This window comes from Lentibacillus sp. Marseille-P4043, from assembly GCF_900258515.1.
In the GTDB taxonomy this organism is placed as follows: Bacteria; Bacillota; Bacilli; order Bacillales; family Amphibacillaceae; genus Lentibacillus_C.
On record NZ_LT984884.1, the window covers coordinates 3,232,090 to 3,254,205 of the forward strand.

The window sequence follows — 22,116 nt, forward strand, 5'->3', positions numbered from 1 at the left end:
TAGTATTATCTTATTTTTTCATTTTTAGTGTCTAAACCCACGGATACATTATATGACATTGCCATGCTCTCGGTTATCTCTAGTTCTAAATAATTCGGATTTAACCCTGTTCTTTCTAGCGTTTCTTCTATTTTATCGAAAAGCATTTTTTGATTAAATTGTTTGGCAGATAAATTCACACTGACGATTACAGGTTCATACCCCTCATCTTGCCATGCCCTATTCTGCCTGCATGCCTCTTCTAATACCCAATCACCAATTTCGATAATTAAACCCGTACTTTCTGCAAGCGTAATAAATTCATCTGGTGGAATATACCCTCTCTCCGGGTGTTTCCAGCGTAATAACGCCTCGAAACCAACTATCTTGTCATTGGAAAGGTTTTTCTGCGGCTGATAATGCAATTCAAATTGTTCCTCTTTTAATGCTTTCCGTAATTCATTTTCCATTGTAAGCATTGTTTTAAAATCTTCTGAAATAGATGCATCGAATAACTTATAATTGTTTCGATGTCTCTCTTTGATGACATACATAGCTGAGTCTGCGTGTTTAATTAAGTCATTCGGTGTTGTACCGTTTTCAGGAAAAATACTAATACCGATACTTATCGAGGCAAATATTTCATAATCATCTATTTTTACAGGGTTTTCAAATTCCATAATTAAACTTTCGGCAAGTTTGGTAGCAGCATGTTTATCCTTCACATGTCGCTGTAAGATTAAAAATTCATCCCCACTCATTCTTGCAATAAATGTATCTGTTTGTAAAAAGGCTTTAAAGCGTTCACCACATGCCTTTAATAGCTTATCTCCAAAGGCATATCCTAGTGTATCATTGATTTCCTTAAAATAATTTAAATCAATAAAATAAACAGCAATCAATTCGTTTTCTCGTTTTGCTTGCTCAATTGCTTCGTTTAACACCTTGTTAAAAAAATTACGATTTGGTAAATCAGTCAATTCATCGTAATAAGCCATATATTCGATCCGTTTTTCATTTTCAATTCGATCTGAAATATCCTTTACAATTGCGACACGAATAATATTTCCCTGATTATTGTATGGATGTCCCATCATTTCAATATAAAAGGGAGACCCATCTTTCCTAGTAGCTGTTAATTCATATGGCTTTTCAGGATTATGATGAATTATTTGGGTTAATTTATATGTACTCTTGCTGTCAAGCAACTGTGAAATATGTAATTTCTTTATTTCTTCTGGCGTATAGCCAAACATGTTGGCGAATGTTTCGTCACAGTCGATAATTTTTTCATCATCATACATTAACATTCCTTCTGCACTCGCATAAATGAGGTTATTAATATATTTTTTTACTTCTTCCGTTTTGTCTTGTAAGGAGAGATGACTTAGTATTAGGCAATATATCGTCTTTTCGACCCGGATCGATTTAACTTCTATTAACTTGCCGCTGTTGTTTTTCTGCTCCATTAATAAATGCGATTCATCTTTTCCCTCTAACAGTGCAAAATCTAAGTATTCCAGAATATGTGGGTGAGGACGTTTTTCAATGTTTAATAATGAATTGGCAGCCTCATTTCCATCCAAAATTTCACCATTCTCGTGTACCAGTAAAATTGCCTCTTTCAAATGTGATAACACTTGGTGATGTATAGGTTTTGCAAATTTAGCCATGGTTTCCTCCTTCAATGTTCCCTTACCCAATAATAATCTTTTCTTTCGGGTAATGGTATTTTCCGGTGTTCTTACTTTTCTTGAACATTAATAAAAACGTTATGATCCCGACCCTTCCGATAAACATAAGGATCATTAAAATCACTTTACTAAATGCGGTTAAATCACCCGTTATACCAAGTGAAAGACCAACCGTTCCAAATGCTGAAGTTACTTCAAACAAAAGCTGCGATAAAGAATACGGCTCTACAATAGACATAACGACAACCGAGCTATAAACAAAGAAAATTGCCATTAACATTACAGTGACGGCCTTTAACAAATCTTCATCATGAATCTCGCGTTTAAACAAACGGATACTATTTCCACCCCTAGCAAATGTAATAATAAAAATAATTACTAATGCAAAGGTGGTTGTTCGTATTCCTCCACCAGCACTACTAGGTGACGCCCCAATAAACATTAGCAACGACATAAAAAGATGATTTTGTTCGGTTAACTGACTTACATCCATCGTAGCTAAGCCACCACTTCTGGTTGTTACAGATTGAAACAAGGAATAAAACAATATTTCATGCCATGACTTACCACTGAAAAAATGATTAGCATCTAATAGGAAAATGAAAGTCGTCCCAACAATAATTAATGCAAAAAAAGTCAATGTCGTAACTTTCGTAAATAATGAAAATCGGAACTGGATTTGGTGATCCGACTTGGAAAACAAATATTCTTTCACTTCTACTAATACTGGATAGCCAATTGCTCCAAAAATAATTAGCAGAATATTAATGAATTGAACAAAATAATCATCTTTAAATGTAATTAACGAATCTCCAGTTATATCAAACCCACCATTTGTCGTTGCACTAATCGAGCCGAAGAACCCGTTTAAATATGCTTCGCCAGCTGTTGGGAAGTATTGTAGAAAATAAGTTCCTAAAATGATAAACCCAATAAATTCGATGGTTAGAATAACAAGAAGAATTTGCTTTATTAGGCGGACCATTCCTTCAAATGTCGTTTGATTTTGGTCAGTCATAATAAGCCGACGTTCTTTTAGGCCAATTTTCTTGCCTAGTAAAATCCAGATAAATGTACCAATCGCCATCACACCGACTCCGCCCAATTGCAGAATTAAGGCTAGTACAATAATTCCAGTCGTATTGAATGTATCTGCAATACTAATCGTACTAAGACCTGTAACACTCATTGCACTAACTGCTGTAAAGAATAAATCTATTAACGGGACATCGACACCATGCCTATGGGTCACTGGTAGCGCTAATAAAGCAGTTGAAACGATTACTGCAATAAAATAAAATATTAAAATGAGTTGAACTGGTGATAATTTATTTATGATGCGGATCAATGGATGCTGTGAAAACATTATGCAGTTACTCCCTAATACATATCTATTATTATATCGGTATTTTTTCCAAAAACTTAACCTTATTATAGCAGGCGAAATTGTTAAATGCTTGTGTTTTCGACAATTTTTCTCTTACTTTTGTTAAAAATATCATTATATGAGGTAGAAAACAATCGTCCAATACAAAAAAAGGGCAGCATATATAATACCGTACCCTTTTTCAAATTAATTCTTTAAACTTTTTAATTAATGACTCTCCTTGATAACCTTCTTCGACCAATTTTTGTAGCATATCTTTGATAATTCCTTTTTGTCGATCAACAATAATCCCTTTAAATAGTACATTTGCGTGGGTACCAATCTCATTAATACTAAAGATCGATGTAATAAATGTTGCCGGGCTATTGCTCTCTTTTGTTATTTTAACCTGTACCATTATCTGGTCTTTCTTATCCTTTAATTCTTTGAAAAATGATAGGTAATCATGATTTAAATATGCTTCTAACACCCATTGATTCTCATCATCTTCCCGATTAATAATTAATCCATCTCTTAAAGGAATATCATGCTGGATAATATCGTCATCAACAGATTCAAGAATTTCCAACTTTTTTAATTTGAAGGTTTTCATTCGCTCACCACCTTAATGATCCAGCCTCATTAACCACCAATATATGACATTTCAATTTTTTTCCGGTTTGCATGCTTATTTTCGGCGCGTTCATCTGAATAACGATCTTTTCTCCGCTGCCATAATGAGGTTAAATTTTGTTCGAGTTGTTCTTCTGTTAGCCCTTCCCGCAGCTTTCCACGGATATCATAACCACCCGATGCAAATAGGCATGTATATAGTTTACCATCAGCGGAAAGGCGAATTCTTGTACAGCTACTGCAGAATGAATCGGTTACAGATGCAATTACACCTATTTCTCCACCGCCATCTTTATAACGAAATCTAGAGGCAACTTCACCATAGTAATTTTCTTCTGCAGGTTCAATTGGCATTTCCTCATTAATTTGTTCAATGATCTGCTTCTTTGAGATCACATTATTTAAATCCCAGCCATTATGATTTCCGACATCCATAAATTCAATATAGCGCAGTATAATATCCTTTCCTTTAAAATAACGGGCCATCGGTAAAATTTGATTATCATTCATACCTTTTTTTACGACCATATTAATTTTAACTTGTAATCCAGCTTTTTGAGCCGCTTCAATACCTCTTATAACAGGAAGCGTCTTTACACCCTTCCCATTAATTTTCGTAAATACATCATCATCAATTGCATCCAAGCTGATATTTACTCGTTTTAATCCGGCTTCTTTTAATTTAACCGCTCGTTTCGGCAAAAGAATCCCATTTGTTGTTAGCGCAATATCCTTAATACCTGGTATCGTTGCCAATCTCGCAATTAATTGATCAAGATTTTTACGGAGTAAAGGTTCTCCCCCGGTAATCCGGATTTTTTCCACTCCTAGTTTAGCAAAAGCTTCTGCCAAACGAATGATTTCATCAAAACTTAATAATTCACTTTCAGGCAAAAAAGCGTAATCATCGCCAAAAATCTCTTTAGGCATACAATACGTACACCGGAAATTACATTTATCTATAACAGAAATTCGCAAATCTTTAAGTAATCTGCCAAAGTGGTCTGTAATTGGAGCACTATTTTCCGTCATTTCATTCACTCCTTATTAAAATTCGGATTGACCATCTGTGTCATTCAATAATAAAACTTCAACATTTGTTCCTGCTTTATATCCCCTTGTTCCACCTGGTAAAACCATTAATGCATTCGTATTTGCTAGTGAGGTAACAACATTTGATTTATCCATACCCGCCAGCCGAACTCCAACCTGGCCATTTTCAAAGGTTATATAACTCCGAACAAACCTAGTAAATGGATTTGGTTTCGGAAAATCTTCGCACAATGTTGCCTGGATTCGTTTTAAAAATGGCTGTTCGCTAAACAAATAACGTTGGATAATCGGGCGTGTAAATAGTTCAAATCCAACATAACATGCTGATGGATTCCCGGATAAACCAAACAACAACTGGTTCCCCCTTACCGCAACCGTCGTTACGCTTCCGGGGCGCATTGCTACTTTATTAAACAGTACCTGAGCACCTAATTTCTCATAAATTGCTGGCATTAAATCAAAATCACCAACCGAAACGCCACCAGTCGTAATCAGCATATCTACTTTCTCTAATGCATGTGAGATGGTATTGTAGCTTTCGTCAAATTCATCGGCAAGTTTTCCAAAGTAAACCACTTCACCACCTGCTCGCTTTATTTGCGATGTTATCATATGCGCATTGGAATTACGTATTTTTCCCGGACGCAATTCCTCATCAACGTCTAATAATTCCGTGCCCGTTGCAATCACTCCTACAGTGGGTTTTTTTGCAACCTGTACCTGATTATATCCAAATGTTGCAAGTATCGCTTTAACACCAGGATTAATAACAGTTCCCTTTTCAATCAATATGTCATTATCCGCAACTTCTGAACCTTCCTCAATGATGTTTTGTCCCTGCTTCATCTTACGTTTTATGGACATGCGGTTCTTTCCATCTTTTTCAAATGTTTTACAAACTTCAAACATGGCAACACAATCAGCACCATCAGGTATTTTTGCTCCTGTCATAATTCTAGTTGCTTGTCCTTGATGTAATGTCTTCGTTGGTACTTGTCCAGCTCCAATATGTTCAATTACTTCAAATTCTACTGGGTTATCTAATGAACCTTTTTCCGTATCAACGGAGCGAAGTGCAAACCCATCATATGGCGATTTATCAAATGGAGGTACCGGGTGTTTCGCAATAACTGACTCCGCCAATCTTCTATTATCACAATCCTTTATTGAAACGCTTTCCACTTCTCCGCGTTGACTATATTTCATCACGTTCGCAACTGCATCGATAACTGGAATTGGCTTTCGCATTTCGACCATCACATACCATACCCTTCTGCCAAAATTATCTATATGTTTAGTGTATCAAAAATAACCTCAAATTGATATTTATCATACTACTTTATTATAGCGATATTTCTTATATCGAAGTATGATAAACATCACACATTTAAGCTATTCTGACCAACCATTTATGACATTTAAGAGAAATAACCAATTAGTTTATTCACCAGTTCAAAAATCGCGCATCAACTTTTTTTACATAACACGGAATTATTGTATAATTAATTCTAGTAAATCAATTATTCGGGAGCGTAAAATATGACAAAAAAATGGATCTTAGTGTTTATTTGTTTTACCCTTCTTTCTGCATGTTCAAAAAATGGATCAGCTATCATTAAAAAAGATTCACCTCCCACTGATCCAAACGAAAATCCAGAACTTATTGAGGAGGAAAATGAGGATGAAGTAAGTGAGTTTATTGAATTTGCATTACCAAATGAAGAAGTTATGATTAATTTAGAAATGGTCCCTATTTTAAATTCTTACCTAGAAGCGACGGCGGACCGTGAAAAAGCAATTAAAAATATGAATATGCTTCAAATCCAGGCAGAAAATAGTGAAATGTATTTACTTGAATTTTCTTGTCACAATGATTTTTGCTCGTATTTATTACTTGATCAAAGTAAAGATAATCAGGCGATTCTCGTTGCGGACTTAGCAAAATCTATACAAAGCAAGCTTTCACCTGATAAGTCAAAACTGTTTTTACAATTTAATCGCGCAACAAAATTGCCACTTCCTTTAACCGACATCGTTGTGATTGATTTAGAACAATGGAAGCCGCTACAATTAACAAATAAAACAGATGATAGGCAAGTTTTAGATTATAATTGGCCAATTATTACAGCTGAATGGATGGATAATCAAAAAATCCGCGCATCCCTTCCAGACATTGCAGAACCAGTCAGTGACATCATCCAGGAGTGGCAACAGTCAGGTAAAAAGACAACAACAATTGAGCTGGATATTTCCTCTAATTAGATACACGTTAGTCAATTTTTAAAGAGGAAAAACGAAATAGAAGGTAAACGAAAAAACAGCACCAGTTTTACATGTGGTGCTGTTTCTACTTGAACTCAAGTTTTTCTGTATGATCAATGACCACATCTTTCCCATTGGCTGTAAACTTTGCCTGACAATGCAAATTGTATTTTCCTTTTTTAGGAGGTTTAAAAGTGAATGTATCTTGTGGGTGATAACTGTCTCCCTCTCCTAGTACCTTTTTTACAGGACTCCCAGTGTAATCATGATTTTTATTGGCTAATGACACAGAAATCAATGGTGTATTATGCTTCACTTCAACCGGTTCTTTACCCATATACTGAATCGAACGATAAACTTGTACCCCATCCTCAACCCGTTCCACGCGAATATGTAAGATAAAATCCCCAGCCTGTTTGGAACCATTTTTATCCGCGGCCAATTTTGCATGGTCTCTTGCAAACACCCAATAACTGACACCAGCTAAAAAAATCACAATAATCACAGAAAACAATGCTTTCCTTCTCAATTCGACATCCCCCTCATTTTATATGACGAAAAAAGCCAGTAAAAGGTTTCATTTTTTCTATCTAGGTTGTATGTCTTAAAGTAAGATTACCATATCCCGGCAAAAAATAGAACGTATATTTAGTGCAAAAAAAACAATCATAACTAGTGATGGTATTCATCAAAAGGAGGAATTAACTGTGACCGTTTCGACACAGGTAAGACAAACAATAGCCGGATTAAAAAGTGCTCAAGCAAGCTTTGAACAATTTGCGTTGCAAACTGAAAATAAGCAGGCAAAACAACTTTATCAAGATGCAGCTCAACAAACACAGACAATTTTACAAAGTGTTGAGCCACGTGTAGGGCAAATCGAACAAGAAGAACCACAATATAAACAATAAGGTTACAAAACTGCATACGAGGTTGGTTCTTATACCAGCCTCCTTCCTACATAAGAGGTGATTATAATGAGCAACAAAAAAATTATGCTATTTGTTGGACTTATACTCTTTTTAGTCGGTTGTGCGACAAATTCAGATTCCGACACAGCAGAAAACAGCCAGGATGTTAAATATACAAAAATTTCCTCAACAAGCTTTATGGACCAGGAAGAAGCTAACAAGGCAAAAAGATTTCTAACCAAATTTGAAGAGATTAAAGCAATAAAAGCAGTTAATACTTCTAAAACATTAGTTGTAGCAATTAAAATCCACCATAACAAGCGTTTCCAACTTGCAGAATTACAGAAGAAATTTACAAAGAAATTAAAAAAGGCGTTCCCTAAATTTAAGACTGAGTTGTCAACTGACCAAAAAATCTTCATTGAACTCAATCGTTTGGAAGAAAAGATTGAATCCGACAATATGTCAAATAAAAAACTGGAAAGAGGAGTACGTCATCTTATCAAATTATCAAAGGAACAAACTTGACAGAAAGAGTGATCTTAAAATGGCAGATAAGAAGAAAAAAAATTTACCTCCGCAAGCCCAAAAATACCAGGCATTTCAGCAGCAACGAGAAGTAAAAAGACCCTTACTAAAAAATTGTATCAAAGCCTTCCTGGTAGGTGGATTTATTTGTTTTATCGGCCAACTTATTACAACCTTTTATATTTATTTCTTTGATTTTACCGAACAAACTGCTGGAAATCCTACTACAGCAACACTGATATTTATCACAATGCTATTAACGGGATTTGGTATTTATGATCGGATTGGTCAATTTGCTGGTGCAGGATCTGCCGTCCCAGTTACTGGATTTGGTAATTCCGTTATTTCGGCAGCAATCGAACACCGAACAGAAGGTTTTGTTTTAGGGGTTGGAGGTAATATGTTCAAGCTGGCTGGATCTGTCATCTTATTCGGTGTATTTTCCGCTTTTATTATTGCACTAATAAAAACGATTTTAATTCAATGGGGTGGATTGTAATGTTAGCTGGTCATCGAACATGGATATTTGAAAATAAACCTGTCATTTTGTCGACCGGTACTGTTGGTGGTCCATTTGAAGCAAATGGAAAAATTCCAAATGATTTCGACTTACTTCATGATGATATGTGGCTAAAACAGGCATCATTTGAAAAAGCACAACAAATGATGTTGGAAGAAGCATGTCAATTTGCGGTTAAGAATAGTCCGATTGAAAAAGAACAAGTCGAGTTTTTTTTAAGTGGGGATTTAATTAACCAAATCACCCCAACAAGTTTTGCAGCCAAGACGATGGGGATCCCCTATTTTGGCTTATTTAATGCTTGTGCTACGTCCATGGAAAGTTTGGCTTTGGCCTCATTTCTTATCAATGGTAATGGTGCAAATTATATTTTAAGTGGCAGTGCCAGTCATAATGCTGCAACTGAAAAGCAATTCCGTTATCCGACAGAATATGGAGGACAAAAACCTCCAACCGCACAATGGACAGTAACAGGAGCAGGAGTCGCGCTGCTTGCTAAAAATGGAAACGGACCCCAAATCACAAGTGCAACCATTGGGAAAGTGGTTGATATGGGAATGACTGATCCATTCAACATGGGTGGAGCAATGGCCCCAGCAGCAGCCGATACAATTGCTGCACATTTTAAAGAACGTAATGTAGATCCTTCCTATTACGACTTAATCATAACTGGTGATTTAGGACATGTTGGTCGGGAGGTATCATTTGATCTGATAACAAAAGAAGGTCTGCCAATTGAAGAAGACAAATATGTGGATTGCGGACTGACGATATATCGCGAAGACCAACCAGTTCTTTCTGGAGCTAGTGGTGCAGCCTGTTCATCCGTTGTTACGTATGGACATTTTCTAAACCGAATGAAAAAAGGAGAATTAAATCGTATACTTGTTGTCGCAACTGGTGCCTTGCATTCTCCATTAAGTGTACAGCAAAAAGATCCAATCCCATGTATAGCCCACGCAGTTTCAATTGAATCAAGGAGTGATAGATCATGATATTTTTCTGGGCATTTGTCATTGGGGGGATAATTTGCGTTATTGGACAAATAATGTTCGATGTCTTCAAATTATCACCAGGTCACACATTAAGTATTCTTGTAGTAGCCGGGGCTCTTTTAGATGGACTTGGCCTATATGAACCATTAATTGATTTTGCAGGTGCCGGGGCAACAGTACCAATTACAAGTTTCGGTAACTCACTCGTTCATGGAGCAATGGCTGAAGCCGAAAAGCATGGACTTATCGGTGTCGTTACTGGAATGTTTGAAGTAACCAGCTCCGGTATTTCAGCTGCGATTATCTTCGGTATGATCGGTGCACTCATTTTCAAACCAAAAGGATAAAAAACTAGGGATTTTCCATGGAAGGTGGTTAACATAGATGACGGTAGGATCTCAAGTTAAAAGTTGCTTTTCATCCATAAAAAGTGCAGAAGCTACACTCGGTTTGTTAGCAAACAAAGCACAGGATCAACAAGCAAAGCAAACATATGAAGAAGTACAAACCATTATTTCAGAAGTAAAAGACGATTTACAAAAACAGGTGATCCGTTTAGGGCAGGAAGAGCCCCAATATAAATCTTAACGTATCGGCTTGGAAAGGATAGGTAATTATGCCAGGATGGGTTGAAATAGTAATAAGATCATTTAGCCTATTAGTTGTTATGTTTGTTTTAACAAAATTACACGGTAAAAAACAAATAGCACAACTGAATGTTTTTGAATATATAACTGGTTTTGTCTTAGGTGGAATCATCGCAATCTATTCTATTGATTTACAGTCTAACTTGGTACATGGTTTATTAGCAATAGCTGTATGGTTCCTCATTCCATATGCTGTTAATTATATCTCATTAAAAAGTAAAACATTCCGCGACCTCGTTCAGGGAAAAAGTACGATTTTAATTCAGGATGGAAAAGTAATGGAAGATAATTTGAAAAAAGAAGGTTATTCTACGGATGAATTACTTGAAAAGTTACGTGACAATAATTACTTTCAGGTGGCTGACGTTGAATTTGCCCTTTTAGAACCATCTGGTACTTTAAATGTTTTGCCTAAAAGAGAAAACCAACCATTGACCGCAAAAGATTTAGGTGTCAAGCTTGTACCAACAAAAGAGCCGCAAACGGTTATAATGGATGGGAAAGTTTTGCTGGAACCTTTAGCAAACCTTTCCTTAAACACAAATTGGCTTGAAACGGAATTAGACAAAATGAATGTCAGCATTGAGAATGTTTTCCTTGGTCAAGCGGATAATGACGGGCAATTAACAGTCGATTTATACGATGATAAGATCGCAGTACCAAATCCAACCGAAAAACCGTTGTTGCTTGCTACACTAAAAAAATGCCAAGCAGATTTAGAACTTTTTGCATTGGCCACTGAAAACAAGCAAGCAAAACAATTATATCAAGAAAACAGTAAAAAACTACAGCACGCAATAGCCTTGATTACACCCCACTTAAGAGAGTAACGTTTTTTATCTTGTTCATACTCCTATTTTTCATGTAAGATAATAACTATCTTACATTTTTAAACACCCTCAAAGGAGTACGTACAATGAAAGAAAAATTAAAAGCCTATCGTTTCCCATTAATTTTGCTTGTGTCGATTATCATTGGATCAATAATTGGACTTATATATGGGGATAAGGCTGAAATCATAAAGCCGTTAGGAGATATTTTTCTTAACCTTTTATTTATGGTTGTAATGCCATTGGTCTTTTTTTCGATTGCTTCAGCGATTGCGAACATGAACAGCATGAAGCGGCTTGGCAAGATTATGGGGTCGATGATCACGATCTTTGTTGTAACCGGAATTATTGCAGCAATTGTTATGTTGGTTGCAACTGTTCTATTTCCACCTGGATCAGGGGCCGACATTCCAATGGAAACACCAAATGATGTCGAACAAGTTCCATTATCAGAGCAATTGGTCAACACATTTACTGTTCCTGATTTTGTTGATTTATTTTCCCGAGATAATATGCTCGTCTTAATTATTTTCTCCGTCTTAGTTGGAGTTGCAACAGGACTAACAGGTGAAAAAGGCAGACCATTTGCAAAATTTCTATCAAGTGGATCGGAAATATTCATGAAACTCGTTCAGCTGATTATGTATTATGCACCTATTGGATTAGGGGCTTACTTTGCTTCATTAATTGGTCAGTTTGGAACTGATTTAATCGGTGATTATGCAAAAGCAGTGTTGATTTATTATCCTGTTGCCATCCTTTATTTTGTAATTGGATTTACGTTATATGCCTTCATATCCGGTGGTAAAAAAGGTGTCGTTCGCTTTTGGAAGAACATTCTCAATCCAGCTGTTACATCACTAGGAACAGGTAGCAGTATCGCTTCTTTACCGGTTAACCTGGAAGCAACAAAAAGAATCGGTGTGCCAAAAGATATTCGTGAAACTGTACTACCACTAGGCGCAACCATTCATATGGATGGTTCCTGTTTGTCGGCCATGTTAAAAATCGCTTTTGTATTCGGCGTATTTAATATGGATTTCACTGGAATAGATACCTTTCTAACCGCTATCGGCATTTGCTTGCTATCAGGAATTGTTATGAGTGGGATCCCTGGCGGTGGTTTTATGGGTGAGCTAATGATTGTAACATTATATGGGTTACCAATTGAAGCTTTGCCAATCATATCCGCTATTGGTGTTGTTGTTGACCCTCCGGCAACGATGATCAATGTTACAGGTGATTCAGTATCAAGCATGCTTGTGACAAGGCAATTAGAGGGTAAGGATTGGATGGAAAAAGCAGAAGTAAACTAATGATAATATAAATGGGGTGTAAAATCACATACAGTATCGCACCCTTATTTTTGTAGTTATATCAATGCATTTGGCTATTTGTTGGTTAAAATAGCATGATAAATAGCAATAACTTTAGCAGAGTGGGAATAGATATTCTCACTCTGCTATTTTATTTGATAAACTACCAGTTATTTTACAAGTGGAAATCAAAAAAGGGTCGGTTCCGATTGTGGATGACATAAATTTTATATTGTTGACTCTCACATCCTCGCTTAATTTAGTGCTGGAAAACCGCTCCGGCAGAATACTTCGCTTTCCGCGGGCACGGCCTCAGCCTCCTCGAGAAAACCACTCTGCGGGGTCTTCGGACACGTGCTGTTCCCGCAGGAGTCTACGTATTCTGCCTACGCTAGTTAAGATTATCTAACTTAAAATTGTTGTCCCTGATTGCTATCCAGCGGAAGAAAAACACGGAGACTCCTGTGGGAGAAGAGGCCTAGGTGAGACCCCGCAGTGCGACAAGCATTACTCCCAACGAATAAGCTTCGAGTTGCGAGGAGCGATACTTCACCGAGTTACTTGCAACGCGACGAGCACCCAGCACGAGGAGGCTCATCAGCCGCCCACGGAAAGCGCAGTGTTTTTCTGGAGCGGCCATTTGTAGCAGAACCAGAAATCCAATAAATTTTCTATCACCAACAAATATTAGAAGTTAATACTACTGTGAATTGCCCTGATGTTTTTGTTGTAAATTTTTCTGTGATTTGAGATGTTTTTCTCTTGTTTGCACCTCTAAAGAGAACCCATTATGTTTTTACATGGTGAGCTCATTTCTTTGTTGTCCTTCGATAACGAAATTGTATAAAAATGTTTCGTAAGTTAAATGCTATTAAAAAACAATCAAGGAGTAGTCAAATTGGAACATGAAAACATACGATTAACGTCAACGGAGATTTCCGCTTTGTGGACGATTTATAACGAGAGTACAGCTACAAATTGTTTTTATAAGCATTTTCTAAGGCATCTGAAAGACAAAGAAATTATACCAATCATCGAAAATGCTATATCGTTGAATGATTCGATAATTAATGACATAGAAAGAATATTAACTGAAGAAAGATTTCCCATTCCAAAAGGATTTTCTGATGAAGATGTTAACTATTCTGCACCTGCACTCTTTACCGATTTGTACGCATTAAGTTTTGTCTATCGTGAGGAACGTGTCGTGCATGTACTTTATGCATCGATGTTAGGGAAAGTGGTTCGAACAGATATTTTTGCCTTTATCGAGGAATGTTTATACACTTCTGTTGCATTGTATAAAAAAGCCCTTCATCTCATGGTATCCAAAGGAATTTATGATCGACCACCGAAAATTGCTTATCCAGAGAATGTGGAGTTTGTTCAGGATCGACCTTCCTTTCTAAATACATGGATTGGCGAAGGAAGGCCACTTAATACATTGGAGATTGGTGAAATCTTTTGCACAATTGAACGAAATTGTATTGGATTGATATTACTAATCGGATTTATCCAAGTAGCAACCGATAACAAAGTCAAAGAATACTTCAAAAAAGGGAAAAAATTAAGCGAAAAACAGATCGATACGTTTAACAAAGTTTTAAAAGACAGCAAACAAGTTCCCATTTTCCCCGTAACATTGGAGGTTACAGATTCTACGATATCGCCATTTTCGGAGCGATTAATGATGTTTTTTATTACCTCAACAAATCAGGTCGGCTTTACGACACTAAGTACTTCATTATCCGTCTCCATGAGAAAAGATTTAGGGTTGCACTATTCTCATTTTATAGGAGAAATCTTGAAATTCGGTAATGAAGGGCTAAACATTATGATTGAAAAAGGATGGATGGAGCAGCCACCTTTATCAACAAACAGGAAGGGGTGACTAAATAGGGCTCTCTTTTCCCTTAAAATATAGAGAGCCCTTATAAAGTTTAATCTCTAACGCGAATCGCAATTTTTCCAAACTGCTTTCCTTGCTCTAAGTAATCCATCGCTTCGTTTGCCTGATCAAGCGTAAAGGACTTGTCCACTACTGGATGAATGTTATGATCCTCGATGAACTTCAGCATATCACGAAGTTCTTCTCTACATCCCATCGTTGAACCAATTAATTGATACTGCCCATAGAAGAAGTCACGCAGATTCAGTTCAACTGTATCTTCCGTTGAAGACCCAAAAATAACGATTCTGCCACCCTTTTTCAGCACTTCCAAAGATCGATTAAATGTTGCACGGCCTACACTATCAATTACAAGATCTATTGTTTCGTCTTTTAATTCTTCCGGCCAATCGCTTGCCGTATCAAGCGCAATATCAGCGCCTATTTTTTTGGCATGGTCTCGTTTTTGTTCACTGCGGGAAGTAACAATTACACGCGCACCCTTCTGTTTTGCAAACGCAATCAGATAGGTTGCTACACCACTTCCTGCTCCTGGTATGAATACAGTTTCCCCAACTTTTAATTCGCCTTTCGTAAACAGAGCCCTGTAACCAGTTAATGCTGAGAGGGCTAGTACTCCGGCTTCATCCCATGATAAATGGGATGGCTTATGCTCTACCTGTTCAGCCGATAAAACAATTCTTTCAGCAAACGTTCCATCGTCTGGCATACCCAAAATGTCGAATTCCTTTGGTGGCGCAACACTGTTTTCGTACCACCGTAGTCCAGGATTAATGATCACCTCATCACCTACAGAAAATTGTTCAACACCAGCACCAACAGATTCAATTACTCCCGCTCCATCAGACCCAATGACAAGTGCTTGTGCATCATTCCCCCTGCGATTTGGAATAAACAGATCCCGATGATTAAGACCGGCCGCATGAATTGCAACAACTACTTCTCCATCCCCTGCTACTGGATCGTTCATATCTTTTATTAAGAGATTTCCGTGATCATGAACAAATGCTTTCATTACAATCATCCTTTCAAAAATGAGTACTAAATTTTTCTAAATCCTGTTTGCTGGTTATATCTGTTGAGAATAGTGGCACACGGATTAATTGCTGTTTCGCAAATGTTTCTTCAATCATTTGGAGATGTTGCTTTTCGTATTCTTTTCGTTTTTGTAAAAATTCCCCATCCGCGTTTTCTGGTAAAACTTTATTCACAATTAATGTTTTCACATGCAGATGATAGTTATCAAGTAATTTGATCGCCTTCTCCGTCTCTAAAATAGGAAGTCGCTCCGGATTTAAGACAAATATAAAACTTGTAACCGCTGGATTTAATAGCATTTCTCTCGCCTTGGAAAATCGCTTCTGACGTTTTTTGAGAACATCATAGATTGGATCCTCAATTGGTTCCCCATCATTTAGAAGCTGTGAGTAATTTTCATTCGTTTTCTTACGTTTTTCCAACATTCCTTCAATCCATACTCCCATTAGTTCGGGTAATGATAATAATCGGATCGTGTGCCCTGTCGGCGCCGTATCAAAAATAATCGTATCATAATTCTCGCTCTCTTCCAGAATAATCGAGATTAGTTTATCAAATAAAGCAGCTTCATCAGCACCTGGAGACGCCTTTGCAGTATCTAATTGACGATGAACCTCTTCCATCATACCGGAATGAACAACACCTTTAATATTTTCCTTTACCCCTTTGATATAGTTGTTTGTTTCTACTTCCGGGTCAATTTCCAGTGCGGAAAGTTGCTGTGAAATTCGGCTTATTTTCCCGCCAATTTTTTGATTAAATATATCACCAAGGTTATGTGCTGGATCTGTCGAGACAAGTAGCGTTTTTTGTGCTTCATTTGCTGATTTCCAAGCTACTGCTGCGGCTGTGGTAGATTTCCCGACACCACCTTTCCCCCCAATGAAAACTATTTTTTTCGTTAATTCCTGCATGGTAAAAGCCCCTTTGTTTGAATGATTGATAGCTGCTTTCTGCCTTTCTAGCAACAACGGATTCCAGACATTGGTGATTTGTCCATGCCCATTCGCAAATGCCAGTCGTGAAATTTTTCGATCATATACGGATACAATTCAAGTGTATAATAATAAACCGGATTTGGAATTCCAATCATCTCGGAATATAGTAATAATAAAAATAAGTCATCCTCATTCCTTAACTCCCTGGCAATTTCCTGGCGATGTGGCATGCTTAGTACTTCTTCGTAAAAATCTACTAGTTTTTTTAATTTATCGAACATGGTTTCACCTCATTTTTTTGGAAAGGTTGTTTTCACATTGTTTGTTGATTTCTGTCCCGCAGCCCGTACATATTTCGTTTTCCGGGCCGACTGGCAAGCAAATATTCTTCTCTTTAGGGAATGGAAGGTTTTCCTTCAGTTCAAATAAGCAGAAAAGGGACCACATTTAAAATGATCCCCCAAATCCTCGATTATTGAAACAAATCTTTACTTTGCATTTATATTATCATTCGGTATATCATTATCTGATTTCCCTAACAAGACGGATCCTGCAGTAAGCACAATCCATACTGCGAAGACAAAGATAATCGCACCAAACACAAATAACAACATATTTGAACTAGTACCAATCCATGACCATTCAAAGATTACTTGTTTAAACATGGCCCATAACGTCATAAACATTACGAAAATCATTGGAATTAACACAATCGCGTAATTTCGGCCTAATCGTTTGAGCCAAATGGCAATCAGTAATAGACTAATTCCGGCAAGCAGCTGATTGGACGTTCCAAACAATGGCCATAGGAGATAACCACCTGAACCAAAGCCTTTTGGTCCTTCAGGTATTAATACCAATGCAGCACTGGAGACGACAGCAACAGTTGTAGCTACATGCGTTTTTGATAATACTGGCATTTTATATTCAATACCTAACTCTGCAATAATATAACGCATAAGCCGTACAGAAGTATCCAACGATGTAGCGGCAAAGCTAACAACAATTACAGAAACAATTGTTGCTGCCACATCAGCTGGGATCATTAAGCCCGTTGCTAATTTACTCGCACCTTCAACAAATACATTTAATCCTGCTCCATTAGCTGCTGTAAAACTACTATAGGTTGCTAAAAATTCATCCGTATTGGCAAAGAATGTAACAACGGCAATAATGGCGATTAACGCTAATGCTCCTTCACCAACTGCACCTAAATAACCAACCATCCGTGCATCCGTTTCTTTGTTTAATTGCTTTGACGATGTACCGGATGATACAAGTCCATGGAATCCAGAAATAGCTCCACATGCAATCGTAATAAACAATAATGGGAACCAAGAAACATCGGTATCCACGTTGGTTGCTGGTGCCGTTATATCTGGATTCATGAAAATTAATCCTAAATAAAGAATGGCTAGACCAACAATTAGCTGATGTGAATTAATAAAGTCACGTGGCTGTAGCAATTTCCAAACTGGCATTGTCGAAGCAATATATACATATACCATTAAAATAATAATCCAAATAAAAAATGCTGATGAAACGGCACCCAAACCAAATAGCCCTGCGCCATTTTCTCCACCCATGTATTGAACTAAATCAATCTGCAGAAAATCTACCTTACTAGCTATTACCGCAGTGAGGTACATAATAGCTAAAGCGATTAAAGATGGTACAAGCATTTTTTGTTTTCGTTTGTATACATTATAGCCAATCCAGATTGCTAGCGGAATTTGAATAAATACCGGTAAAACACTAGCCGGAAATGAAACAAACAAATTCGCAATAACCCAGGCAAACACAGCGTTTACCATTAAAACGAGGATAAGAATTATAAATAAAAACAAGATTTTCGCTCGCTGTCCAATCAATTTGTTTGCAAGTGTACCGATTGATTGACCTTTGTTACGGACTGATAACACAAGCGTCCCAAAATCATGAACACCTGCAGCAAACACCGTTCCCAAAATAACCCATAAAAACGCTGGGACCCAACCCCAATAAACTGCTATAGCTGGTCCAACAATTGGTGCTGCACCTGCAACAGATGTAAAATGGTGCCCCCAAAGCACAAATTTATTGGTAGGAACAAAATCAACACCATCTTCATAGGTGTGTGCCGGTGTTTCATAATTCGGGTCCAAACGAAAAATTTTCTCAGCAACAAATTTGGAATAATACCGATAGCCTAATGCAAACACAATAATACCAATAATCGCAACCAAAATACCGCTCATTAATTCAACCTCCCTCATTTTATTTAGATAAGTCCTGTGTCCTACTAAAAAATATGTGAAAACTCTTTATATTAGTACAAATATAACTGATAATTTTGAATATGTAAATATTTCAGTGAGGATTGTTTAATTATTATTGGAAGAGGTTCACTGGATCGGAATGATAGTTTGTTATCGCACGATTTTTCTGCTCTCGGGCCGATGTTCTCGCTCTCGGGCTGATGTTCTCGCTCTCGGGCTGATGTTTCTGCTCTCGGGTTGATGTTTCTGCTTTCGGGCTGATGTTCTCGCTCTCGGGCCGATGTTTCTGTTCTCGGGTTGATGTTTCTGCTCTCGGGTTGATGTTTCTGTTCTCGGGCTGATGTTCTCGCTCTCGGGCTGATGTTTCTGTTCTCGGGCTGATATTCCTGCTTTCGGGCTGATGTTTCTGTTCACGGGTCGATGTTTCTGCTTTCGGGCTGATGTTTCTGCTTTCGGGTTGATGTTTCTGCTTTTGCGCCAATATTCCCCCAGCGTCCGCACTACAAAAAGTGCCTACGGACAAATCGTAGGCACTTTTCGCGTCAGGATTATTTACAAGATAAACACAGCAAGCAATGTGGAGATAACGAGTCCGAGCATGACTGGAACAAAGTTTTTTCGAACCAAATCCATAACGGAAACACCGCAAAAACCAGCAATTGCAATTAAAGAGGACCAAGCTACAATTGTTCCTCCACCAGTCCAGATGGAACCCATTTGCCCGATTGCTGCAAGCGTGCTAGAATCAATCGCACTACTATCCAATGATGCTGCAAGTGCACCTGTCAAAGGTAATCCGGAAAAACCGGAGCCATCTAATCCGGTAATAATACCAATAATTAATACACTAAGCGCAGCAAGCAGGGCACTTTGTGGTAGAAATTCCTGTGTTGATTGAACAAGATCAAACAAAAATGCTGGCGGATTTTCGTCTATCCCTAAAATACTACCGGAAAAGTCAGAACTTCCTAAAAAGAAGAAACCTGCAATTGGGATAACTGGCCCCATTGCTTTAAAGGCGAAAACAAATCCATCCGTGATATGGTTGCTAATATAATCAAGTGCATGTTGTTTGCCAAATGCTACGGTTGATAAAAGCAGGAGAATTACAGCAACTCCTCCGACAAATGCTGCCCCATCTCCACCCTCAAAACCCGTCATTCTTCCTGACATCAATTTTGCGGACATCATATATACGACTACAGCCAGCAAAGCAATTGGAACAATGATCGAAAATAGTTTACTCCAAATTGTGAGATGAGCGGATTTTGCTTCGTTTTTTGATTCTGATACAGTTTCCAATGCTTCTAAATCTTGTTGTATTAATTCACTATCTTTAGAACGAATTGATTTTCGATACAACAAATAAGCGGCAGCAATTGCGATTCCACCAGTAATAAGTGAAAGCAATAATGCCTGGTCAGCAACAACCCCAACTTCAATCCCCGCAGACTTGGCTGATAAGCTGGGAGCGACCTGCACAATGTAGTCAGAAGAAAGTGCCATCCCTTGCCCAGCAATTGCTACCGCTACCGCCGCTGTAATAGCTGGTAATCCTGCACGCACTGCCGCAGGAACAAGAAGCGCACAAATTAATGGAACAGCTGGTGTTGGCCAGAAAAATAAGGAAATAACATACGTTACAGCGATAAGGACAAAAAATGAAACATGTCCATTAACCATCATCTTCTGAATCGGTTGTATCATCCTCCGATCTGCTCCAAGATCACGTAACGAATGCAATAGCGCCAACATAAATGTGATGATTAGAAAAATACTAAAGAGCTCTTTTGCAGCAACCAAGTTCGCATTAAAAATGGAAGTGAAACCGTCAATAAGACTACCATTGTACACCCAAGCAATGACAAACGTTCCAAGTAATGTAGGAAGTACAACGCCACGTTTAAAAATCATTGTCAAAATAATAATCAGTGTAAATAATCCATATAACCAATGCGATATCGTAAGTTCCACATGAACCTTCCTTTCTCCTTACGTGTGCTATAGCCTATGCAAATCGGTAATAGGGAGTGAGAAAAAAGGAAGGTTCATAAAAAACAATTTGCTTTTGACACTGGTATAAAATAGTGAATTAAATTAAAAACGAACAAACGAGCTTACGCCTGTTTGTCCGTTTCAGAATCCACCTTTTCAGCACAGCGATTACATAATAAATTACCATCTATTTGTTCACCATCAAAAAAGCCATTTTCACAATAAACAGCTTTTCCGCATGATTGACATTCACCAATTAATTCCCGCAAGATTATCACCCCTATTTTCAGTATACTCAAAAAATATGCACTTCGCAAAAATAGAGGTATGCATAAATTATTCATTTTTTCCGAAAACAAAAGCCGTACCAACTAAAGACAGTGGTACGACCTAACATATCGTGAGCGGAAAGCTAATGTTTATGCAGTTGCACTTAATAGTGTTCTTGGCTGTTTATGAAACAAGAAAAACACAGCGATTGTACAGATAATGAACGACGGAACAATGTATGAGATATTATATAGCAATGAATAAATCCAGACATTCATGCCGTCAACTGCTGATTCAAAAAATACGACTCCCGCAGCAAAATGGGCAATAAAACGCAACATGGAACCAAGAAGGACACCAGTTAAAATATATGTTATAGATGTCGCTGTATTACCTTCCTTAACTGCACGCTGAATTGGCTTCGCAAAAATACCAGCAAAACCGATTACGGTAAAAGCAACCGCATAATCAAGCAGACCTTGCCAAAAGTACAATATATACCCTGTTCCTAATGCTACCTGTAAAACACCCCATAGAAATCCAGATAATAATCCACCTTTTAGCCCCCAACGAAAGGCGACAATGAATACCGGTATCATCGCCAATGAAATCGATCCGCCTTGAGCCCAGATTTTAAAAGATAAAAATGGAGCAAGATCTAACGCTAATGCTAACGCTGTAAAAATCGCAACCTCAATTAAAAACAATGTACGTTTTTCCTTCAATCAAATGACCTCCCCTTCTAGTAGACTTAGGAATCTACCAGCGAAAATTTTGAACACAAAAAAAGCAATGTCAAAGGGGAAGCTTCCTGATGGGGAATCCGCTCACATTGCTTTTATACCATCAAAAAAGCTACCATCCCTACGCTAGTATTAACTAACAGGTTCAAAGGGTAAGAACAGCACAGTGTTCACTCTCAGCCAAATGGGCTCCCCCTGTAGACTTTTATTTTTATGCTTTTTTCGTTACCT

General features: G+C 37.6%; 24 protein-coding genes and 1 riboswitch. Of the genes, 10 read left to right on the forward strand and 14 right to left on the reverse strand.

Annotation, left to right across the window (positions count from 1 at the left end; genetic code table 11):
• Nucleotides 1-5: 5 nt before the first annotated feature.
• From C8270_RS16055 to C8270_RS16075, 5 genes are all read right to left on the reverse strand, one after another.
• Entirely contained in the window at nt 6-1,652 is a 1,647-nt protein-coding gene (locus C8270_RS16055) for a diguanylate cyclase domain-containing protein (protein ID WP_106497807.1), read from the reverse strand.
• 22 nt (nt 1,653-1,674) lie between these two features.
• On the reverse strand, nt 1,675-3,039 hold the full coding sequence (locus C8270_RS16060; protein ID WP_106497808.1) for a TrkH family potassium uptake protein: 1,365 nt from the start codon (nt 3,037-3,039) through the stop codon (nt 1,675-1,677).
• Between the two features lie 202 nt (nt 3,040-3,241).
• On the reverse strand, nt 3,242-3,652 hold the full coding sequence (locus tag C8270_RS16065; RefSeq protein ID WP_106497809.1) for a YwpF family protein: 411 nt from the start codon (nt 3,650-3,652) through the stop codon (nt 3,242-3,244).
• Between the two features lie 29 nt (nt 3,653-3,681).
• On the reverse strand, nt 3,682-4,704 hold the full coding sequence (moaA, locus tag C8270_RS16070) for a GTP 3',8-cyclase MoaA (protein WP_106497810.1): 1,023 nt from the start codon (nt 4,702-4,704) through the stop codon (nt 3,682-3,684).
• Nucleotides 4,705-4,719: 15 nt separating this feature from the next.
• On the reverse strand, nt 4,720-5,982 hold the full coding sequence (locus C8270_RS16075) for a molybdopterin molybdotransferase MoeA (protein WP_106498568.1): 1,263 nt from the start codon (nt 5,980-5,982) through the stop codon (nt 4,720-4,722).
• 282 nt (nt 5,983-6,264) lie between these two features.
• Here C8270_RS16075 and C8270_RS16080 point away from each other — a divergent pair, with 282 nt between their 5' ends.
• A complete protein-coding gene (locus C8270_RS16080; protein ID WP_106497811.1) occupies nt 6,265-6,987 on the forward strand; it encodes a hypothetical protein in 723 nt (240 codons plus the stop codon).
• A gap of 85 nt (nt 6,988-7,072) precedes the next feature.
• Here the strand turns inward: C8270_RS16080 and C8270_RS16085 are convergent, their stop codons facing one another.
• Complete coding sequence (locus C8270_RS16085; RefSeq protein ID WP_106497812.1) at nt 7,073-7,516, reverse strand: hypothetical protein; 444 nt, start codon at nt 7,514-7,516, stop codon at nt 7,073-7,075.
• A gap of 178 nt (nt 7,517-7,694) precedes the next feature.
• Between C8270_RS16085 and C8270_RS16090 the strand changes: the two genes are divergently transcribed.
• From C8270_RS16090 to C8270_RS16130, 9 genes are all read left to right on the forward strand, one after another.
• Nucleotides 7,695-7,898: a DUF1657 domain-containing protein gene (locus C8270_RS16090; RefSeq protein WP_106497813.1), complete on the forward strand. Its 204-nt coding sequence runs from the start codon at nt 7,695-7,697 to the stop codon at nt 7,896-7,898.
• 66 nt (nt 7,899-7,964) lie between these two features.
• Nucleotides 7,965-8,426, forward strand: coding sequence for a hypothetical protein (locus tag C8270_RS16095; RefSeq protein ID WP_106497814.1), 462 nt, complete (start codon nt 7,965-7,967; stop codon nt 8,424-8,426).
• Nucleotides 8,427-8,445: 19 nt separating this feature from the next.
• Nucleotides 8,446-8,925 carry a stage V sporulation protein AC gene (spoVAC, locus tag C8270_RS16100; RefSeq protein ID WP_106497815.1) on the forward strand — a complete coding sequence of 160 codons (480 nt, stop codon included), beginning with the start codon at nt 8,446-8,448 and terminating at the stop codon, nt 8,923-8,925.
• Nucleotides 8,925-9,941, forward strand: a complete 1,017-nt coding sequence (gene spoVAD / locus C8270_RS16105) for a stage V sporulation protein AD (RefSeq protein ID WP_106497816.1) — start codon at nt 8,925-8,927, stop codon at nt 9,939-9,941. The genes spoVAC and spoVAD overlap by 1 nt, the downstream gene beginning before the upstream one ends.
• Nucleotides 9,938-10,288 carry a stage V sporulation protein AE gene (gene spoVAE / locus C8270_RS16110; RefSeq protein ID WP_106497817.1) on the forward strand — a complete coding sequence of 117 codons (351 nt, stop codon included), beginning with the start codon at nt 9,938-9,940 and terminating at the stop codon, nt 10,286-10,288. Before spoVAD ends, spoVAE begins: the two co-directional genes overlap by 4 nt.
• Before the next feature lie 37 nt (nt 10,289-10,325).
• Complete coding sequence (locus tag C8270_RS16115; protein ID WP_106497818.1) at nt 10,326-10,529, forward strand: DUF1657 domain-containing protein; 204 nt, start codon at nt 10,326-10,328, stop codon at nt 10,527-10,529.
• Between the two features lie 28 nt (nt 10,530-10,557).
• Complete coding sequence (locus tag C8270_RS16120; protein ID WP_106497819.1) at nt 10,558-11,418, forward strand: DUF421 domain-containing protein; 861 nt, start codon at nt 10,558-10,560, stop codon at nt 11,416-11,418.
• 86 nt (nt 11,419-11,504) lie between these two features.
• Nucleotides 11,505-12,734 carry a dicarboxylate/amino acid:cation symporter gene (locus tag C8270_RS16125; protein ID WP_106497820.1) on the forward strand — a complete coding sequence of 410 codons (1,230 nt, stop codon included), beginning with the start codon at nt 11,505-11,507 and terminating at the stop codon, nt 12,732-12,734.
• 898 nt (nt 12,735-13,632) lie between these two features.
• Complete coding sequence (locus tag C8270_RS16130; protein WP_106497821.1) at nt 13,633-14,625, forward strand: DUF3231 family protein; 993 nt, start codon at nt 13,633-13,635, stop codon at nt 14,623-14,625.
• Nucleotides 14,626-14,674: 49 nt separating this feature from the next.
• Here C8270_RS16130 and C8270_RS16135 read toward each other — a convergent pair whose 3' ends face one another.
• From C8270_RS16135 to thiT, 8 genes are all read right to left on the reverse strand, one after another.
• Nucleotides 14,675-15,658, reverse strand: coding sequence for a zinc-binding dehydrogenase (locus C8270_RS16135; RefSeq protein WP_106497822.1), 984 nt, complete (start codon nt 15,656-15,658; stop codon nt 14,675-14,677).
• A 13-nt stretch (nt 15,659-15,671) separates the two neighbouring features.
• The gene (locus C8270_RS16140; RefSeq protein ID WP_106497823.1) at nt 15,672-16,595 is read right to left on the reverse strand and encodes an ArsA family ATPase; all 924 of its coding nucleotides are present in this window, start codon (nt 16,593-16,595) and stop codon (nt 15,672-15,674) included.
• A 47-nt stretch (nt 16,596-16,642) separates the two neighbouring features.
• A complete protein-coding gene (locus C8270_RS16145; RefSeq protein WP_106497824.1) occupies nt 16,643-16,900 on the reverse strand; it encodes a cory-CC-star protein in 258 nt (85 codons plus the stop codon).
• Nucleotides 16,901-17,107: 207 nt separating this feature from the next.
• Entirely contained in the window at nt 17,108-18,856 is a 1,749-nt protein-coding gene (locus C8270_RS16150; protein ID WP_106497825.1) for a carbon starvation CstA family protein, read from the reverse strand.
• Nucleotides 18,857-18,989: 133 nt separating this feature from the next.
• Nucleotides 18,990-19,358: a hypothetical protein gene (locus tag C8270_RS16155; protein WP_106497826.1), complete on the reverse strand. Its 369-nt coding sequence runs from the start codon at nt 19,356-19,358 to the stop codon at nt 18,990-18,992.
• 71 nt (nt 19,359-19,429) lie between these two features.
• Nucleotides 19,430-20,851 (reverse strand): hypothetical protein, encoded by a 1,422-nt coding sequence (locus C8270_RS16160; RefSeq protein WP_106497827.1) that lies wholly within the window; start codon nt 20,849-20,851, stop codon nt 19,430-19,432.
• Between the two features lie 143 nt (nt 20,852-20,994).
• Nucleotides 20,995-21,141, reverse strand: coding sequence for a hypothetical protein (locus C8270_RS20305; protein WP_199794688.1), 147 nt, complete (start codon nt 21,139-21,141; stop codon nt 20,995-20,997).
• 150 nt (nt 21,142-21,291) lie between these two features.
• Nucleotides 21,292-21,867, reverse strand: a complete 576-nt coding sequence (thiT, locus tag C8270_RS16165; RefSeq protein ID WP_106497828.1) for an energy-coupled thiamine transporter ThiT — start codon at nt 21,865-21,867, stop codon at nt 21,292-21,294.
• A gap of 118 nt (nt 21,868-21,985) precedes the next feature.
• Nucleotides 21,986-22,091: riboswitch (TPP riboswitch) on the reverse strand.
• Between the last annotated feature and the right edge of the window lie 25 nt (nt 22,092-22,116).

Excerpts from the sequence above, each read along its gene's own strand:
- C8270_RS16055 (WP_106497807.1), bottom strand. The coding sequence starts at position 1,652 with ATGGCTAAATTTGCAAAACCTATACATCACCAAGTGTTATCACATTTG.
- C8270_RS16060 (WP_106497808.1), bottom strand. The coding sequence starts at position 3,039 with ATGTTTTCACAGCATCCATTGATCCGCATCATAAATAAATTATCACCA.
- C8270_RS16065 (WP_106497809.1), bottom strand. The coding sequence starts at position 3,652 with ATGAAAACCTTCAAATTAAAAAAGTTGGAAATTCTTGAATCTGTTGAT.
- moaA (WP_106497810.1), bottom strand. The coding sequence starts at position 4,704 with ATGACGGAAAATAGTGCTCCAATTACAGACCACTTTGGCAGATTACTT.
- C8270_RS16075 (WP_106498568.1), bottom strand. The coding sequence starts at position 5,982 with ATGGTCGAAATGCGAAAGCCAATTCCAGTTATCGATGCAGTTGCGAAC.
- C8270_RS16080 (WP_106497811.1), top strand. The coding sequence starts at position 6,265 with ATGACAAAAAAATGGATCTTAGTGTTTATTTGTTTTACCCTTCTTTCT.
- C8270_RS16095 (WP_106497814.1), top strand. The coding sequence starts at position 7,965 with ATGAGCAACAAAAAAATTATGCTATTTGTTGGACTTATACTCTTTTTA.
- spoVAC (WP_106497815.1), top strand. The coding sequence starts at position 8,446 with ATGGCAGATAAGAAGAAAAAAAATTTACCTCCGCAAGCCCAAAAATAC.
- spoVAD (WP_106497816.1), top strand. The coding sequence starts at position 8,925 with ATGTTAGCTGGTCATCGAACATGGATATTTGAAAATAAACCTGTCATT.
- spoVAE (WP_106497817.1), top strand. The coding sequence starts at position 9,938 with ATGATATTTTTCTGGGCATTTGTCATTGGGGGGATAATTTGCGTTATT.
- C8270_RS16115 (WP_106497818.1), top strand. The coding sequence starts at position 10,326 with ATGACGGTAGGATCTCAAGTTAAAAGTTGCTTTTCATCCATAAAAAGT.
- C8270_RS16120 (WP_106497819.1), top strand. The coding sequence starts at position 10,558 with ATGCCAGGATGGGTTGAAATAGTAATAAGATCATTTAGCCTATTAGTT.
- C8270_RS16125 (WP_106497820.1), top strand. The coding sequence starts at position 11,505 with ATGAAAGAAAAATTAAAAGCCTATCGTTTCCCATTAATTTTGCTTGTG.
- C8270_RS16135 (WP_106497822.1), bottom strand. The coding sequence starts at position 15,658 with ATGAAAGCATTTGTTCATGATCACGGAAATCTCTTAATAAAAGATATG.
- C8270_RS16140 (WP_106497823.1), bottom strand. The coding sequence starts at position 16,595 with ATGCAGGAATTAACGAAAAAAATAGTTTTCATTGGGGGGAAAGGTGGT.
- C8270_RS16145 (WP_106497824.1), bottom strand. The coding sequence starts at position 16,900 with ATGTTCGATAAATTAAAAAAACTAGTAGATTTTTACGAAGAAGTACTA.
- C8270_RS16150 (WP_106497825.1), bottom strand. The coding sequence starts at position 18,856 with ATGAGCGGTATTTTGGTTGCGATTATTGGTATTATTGTGTTTGCATTA.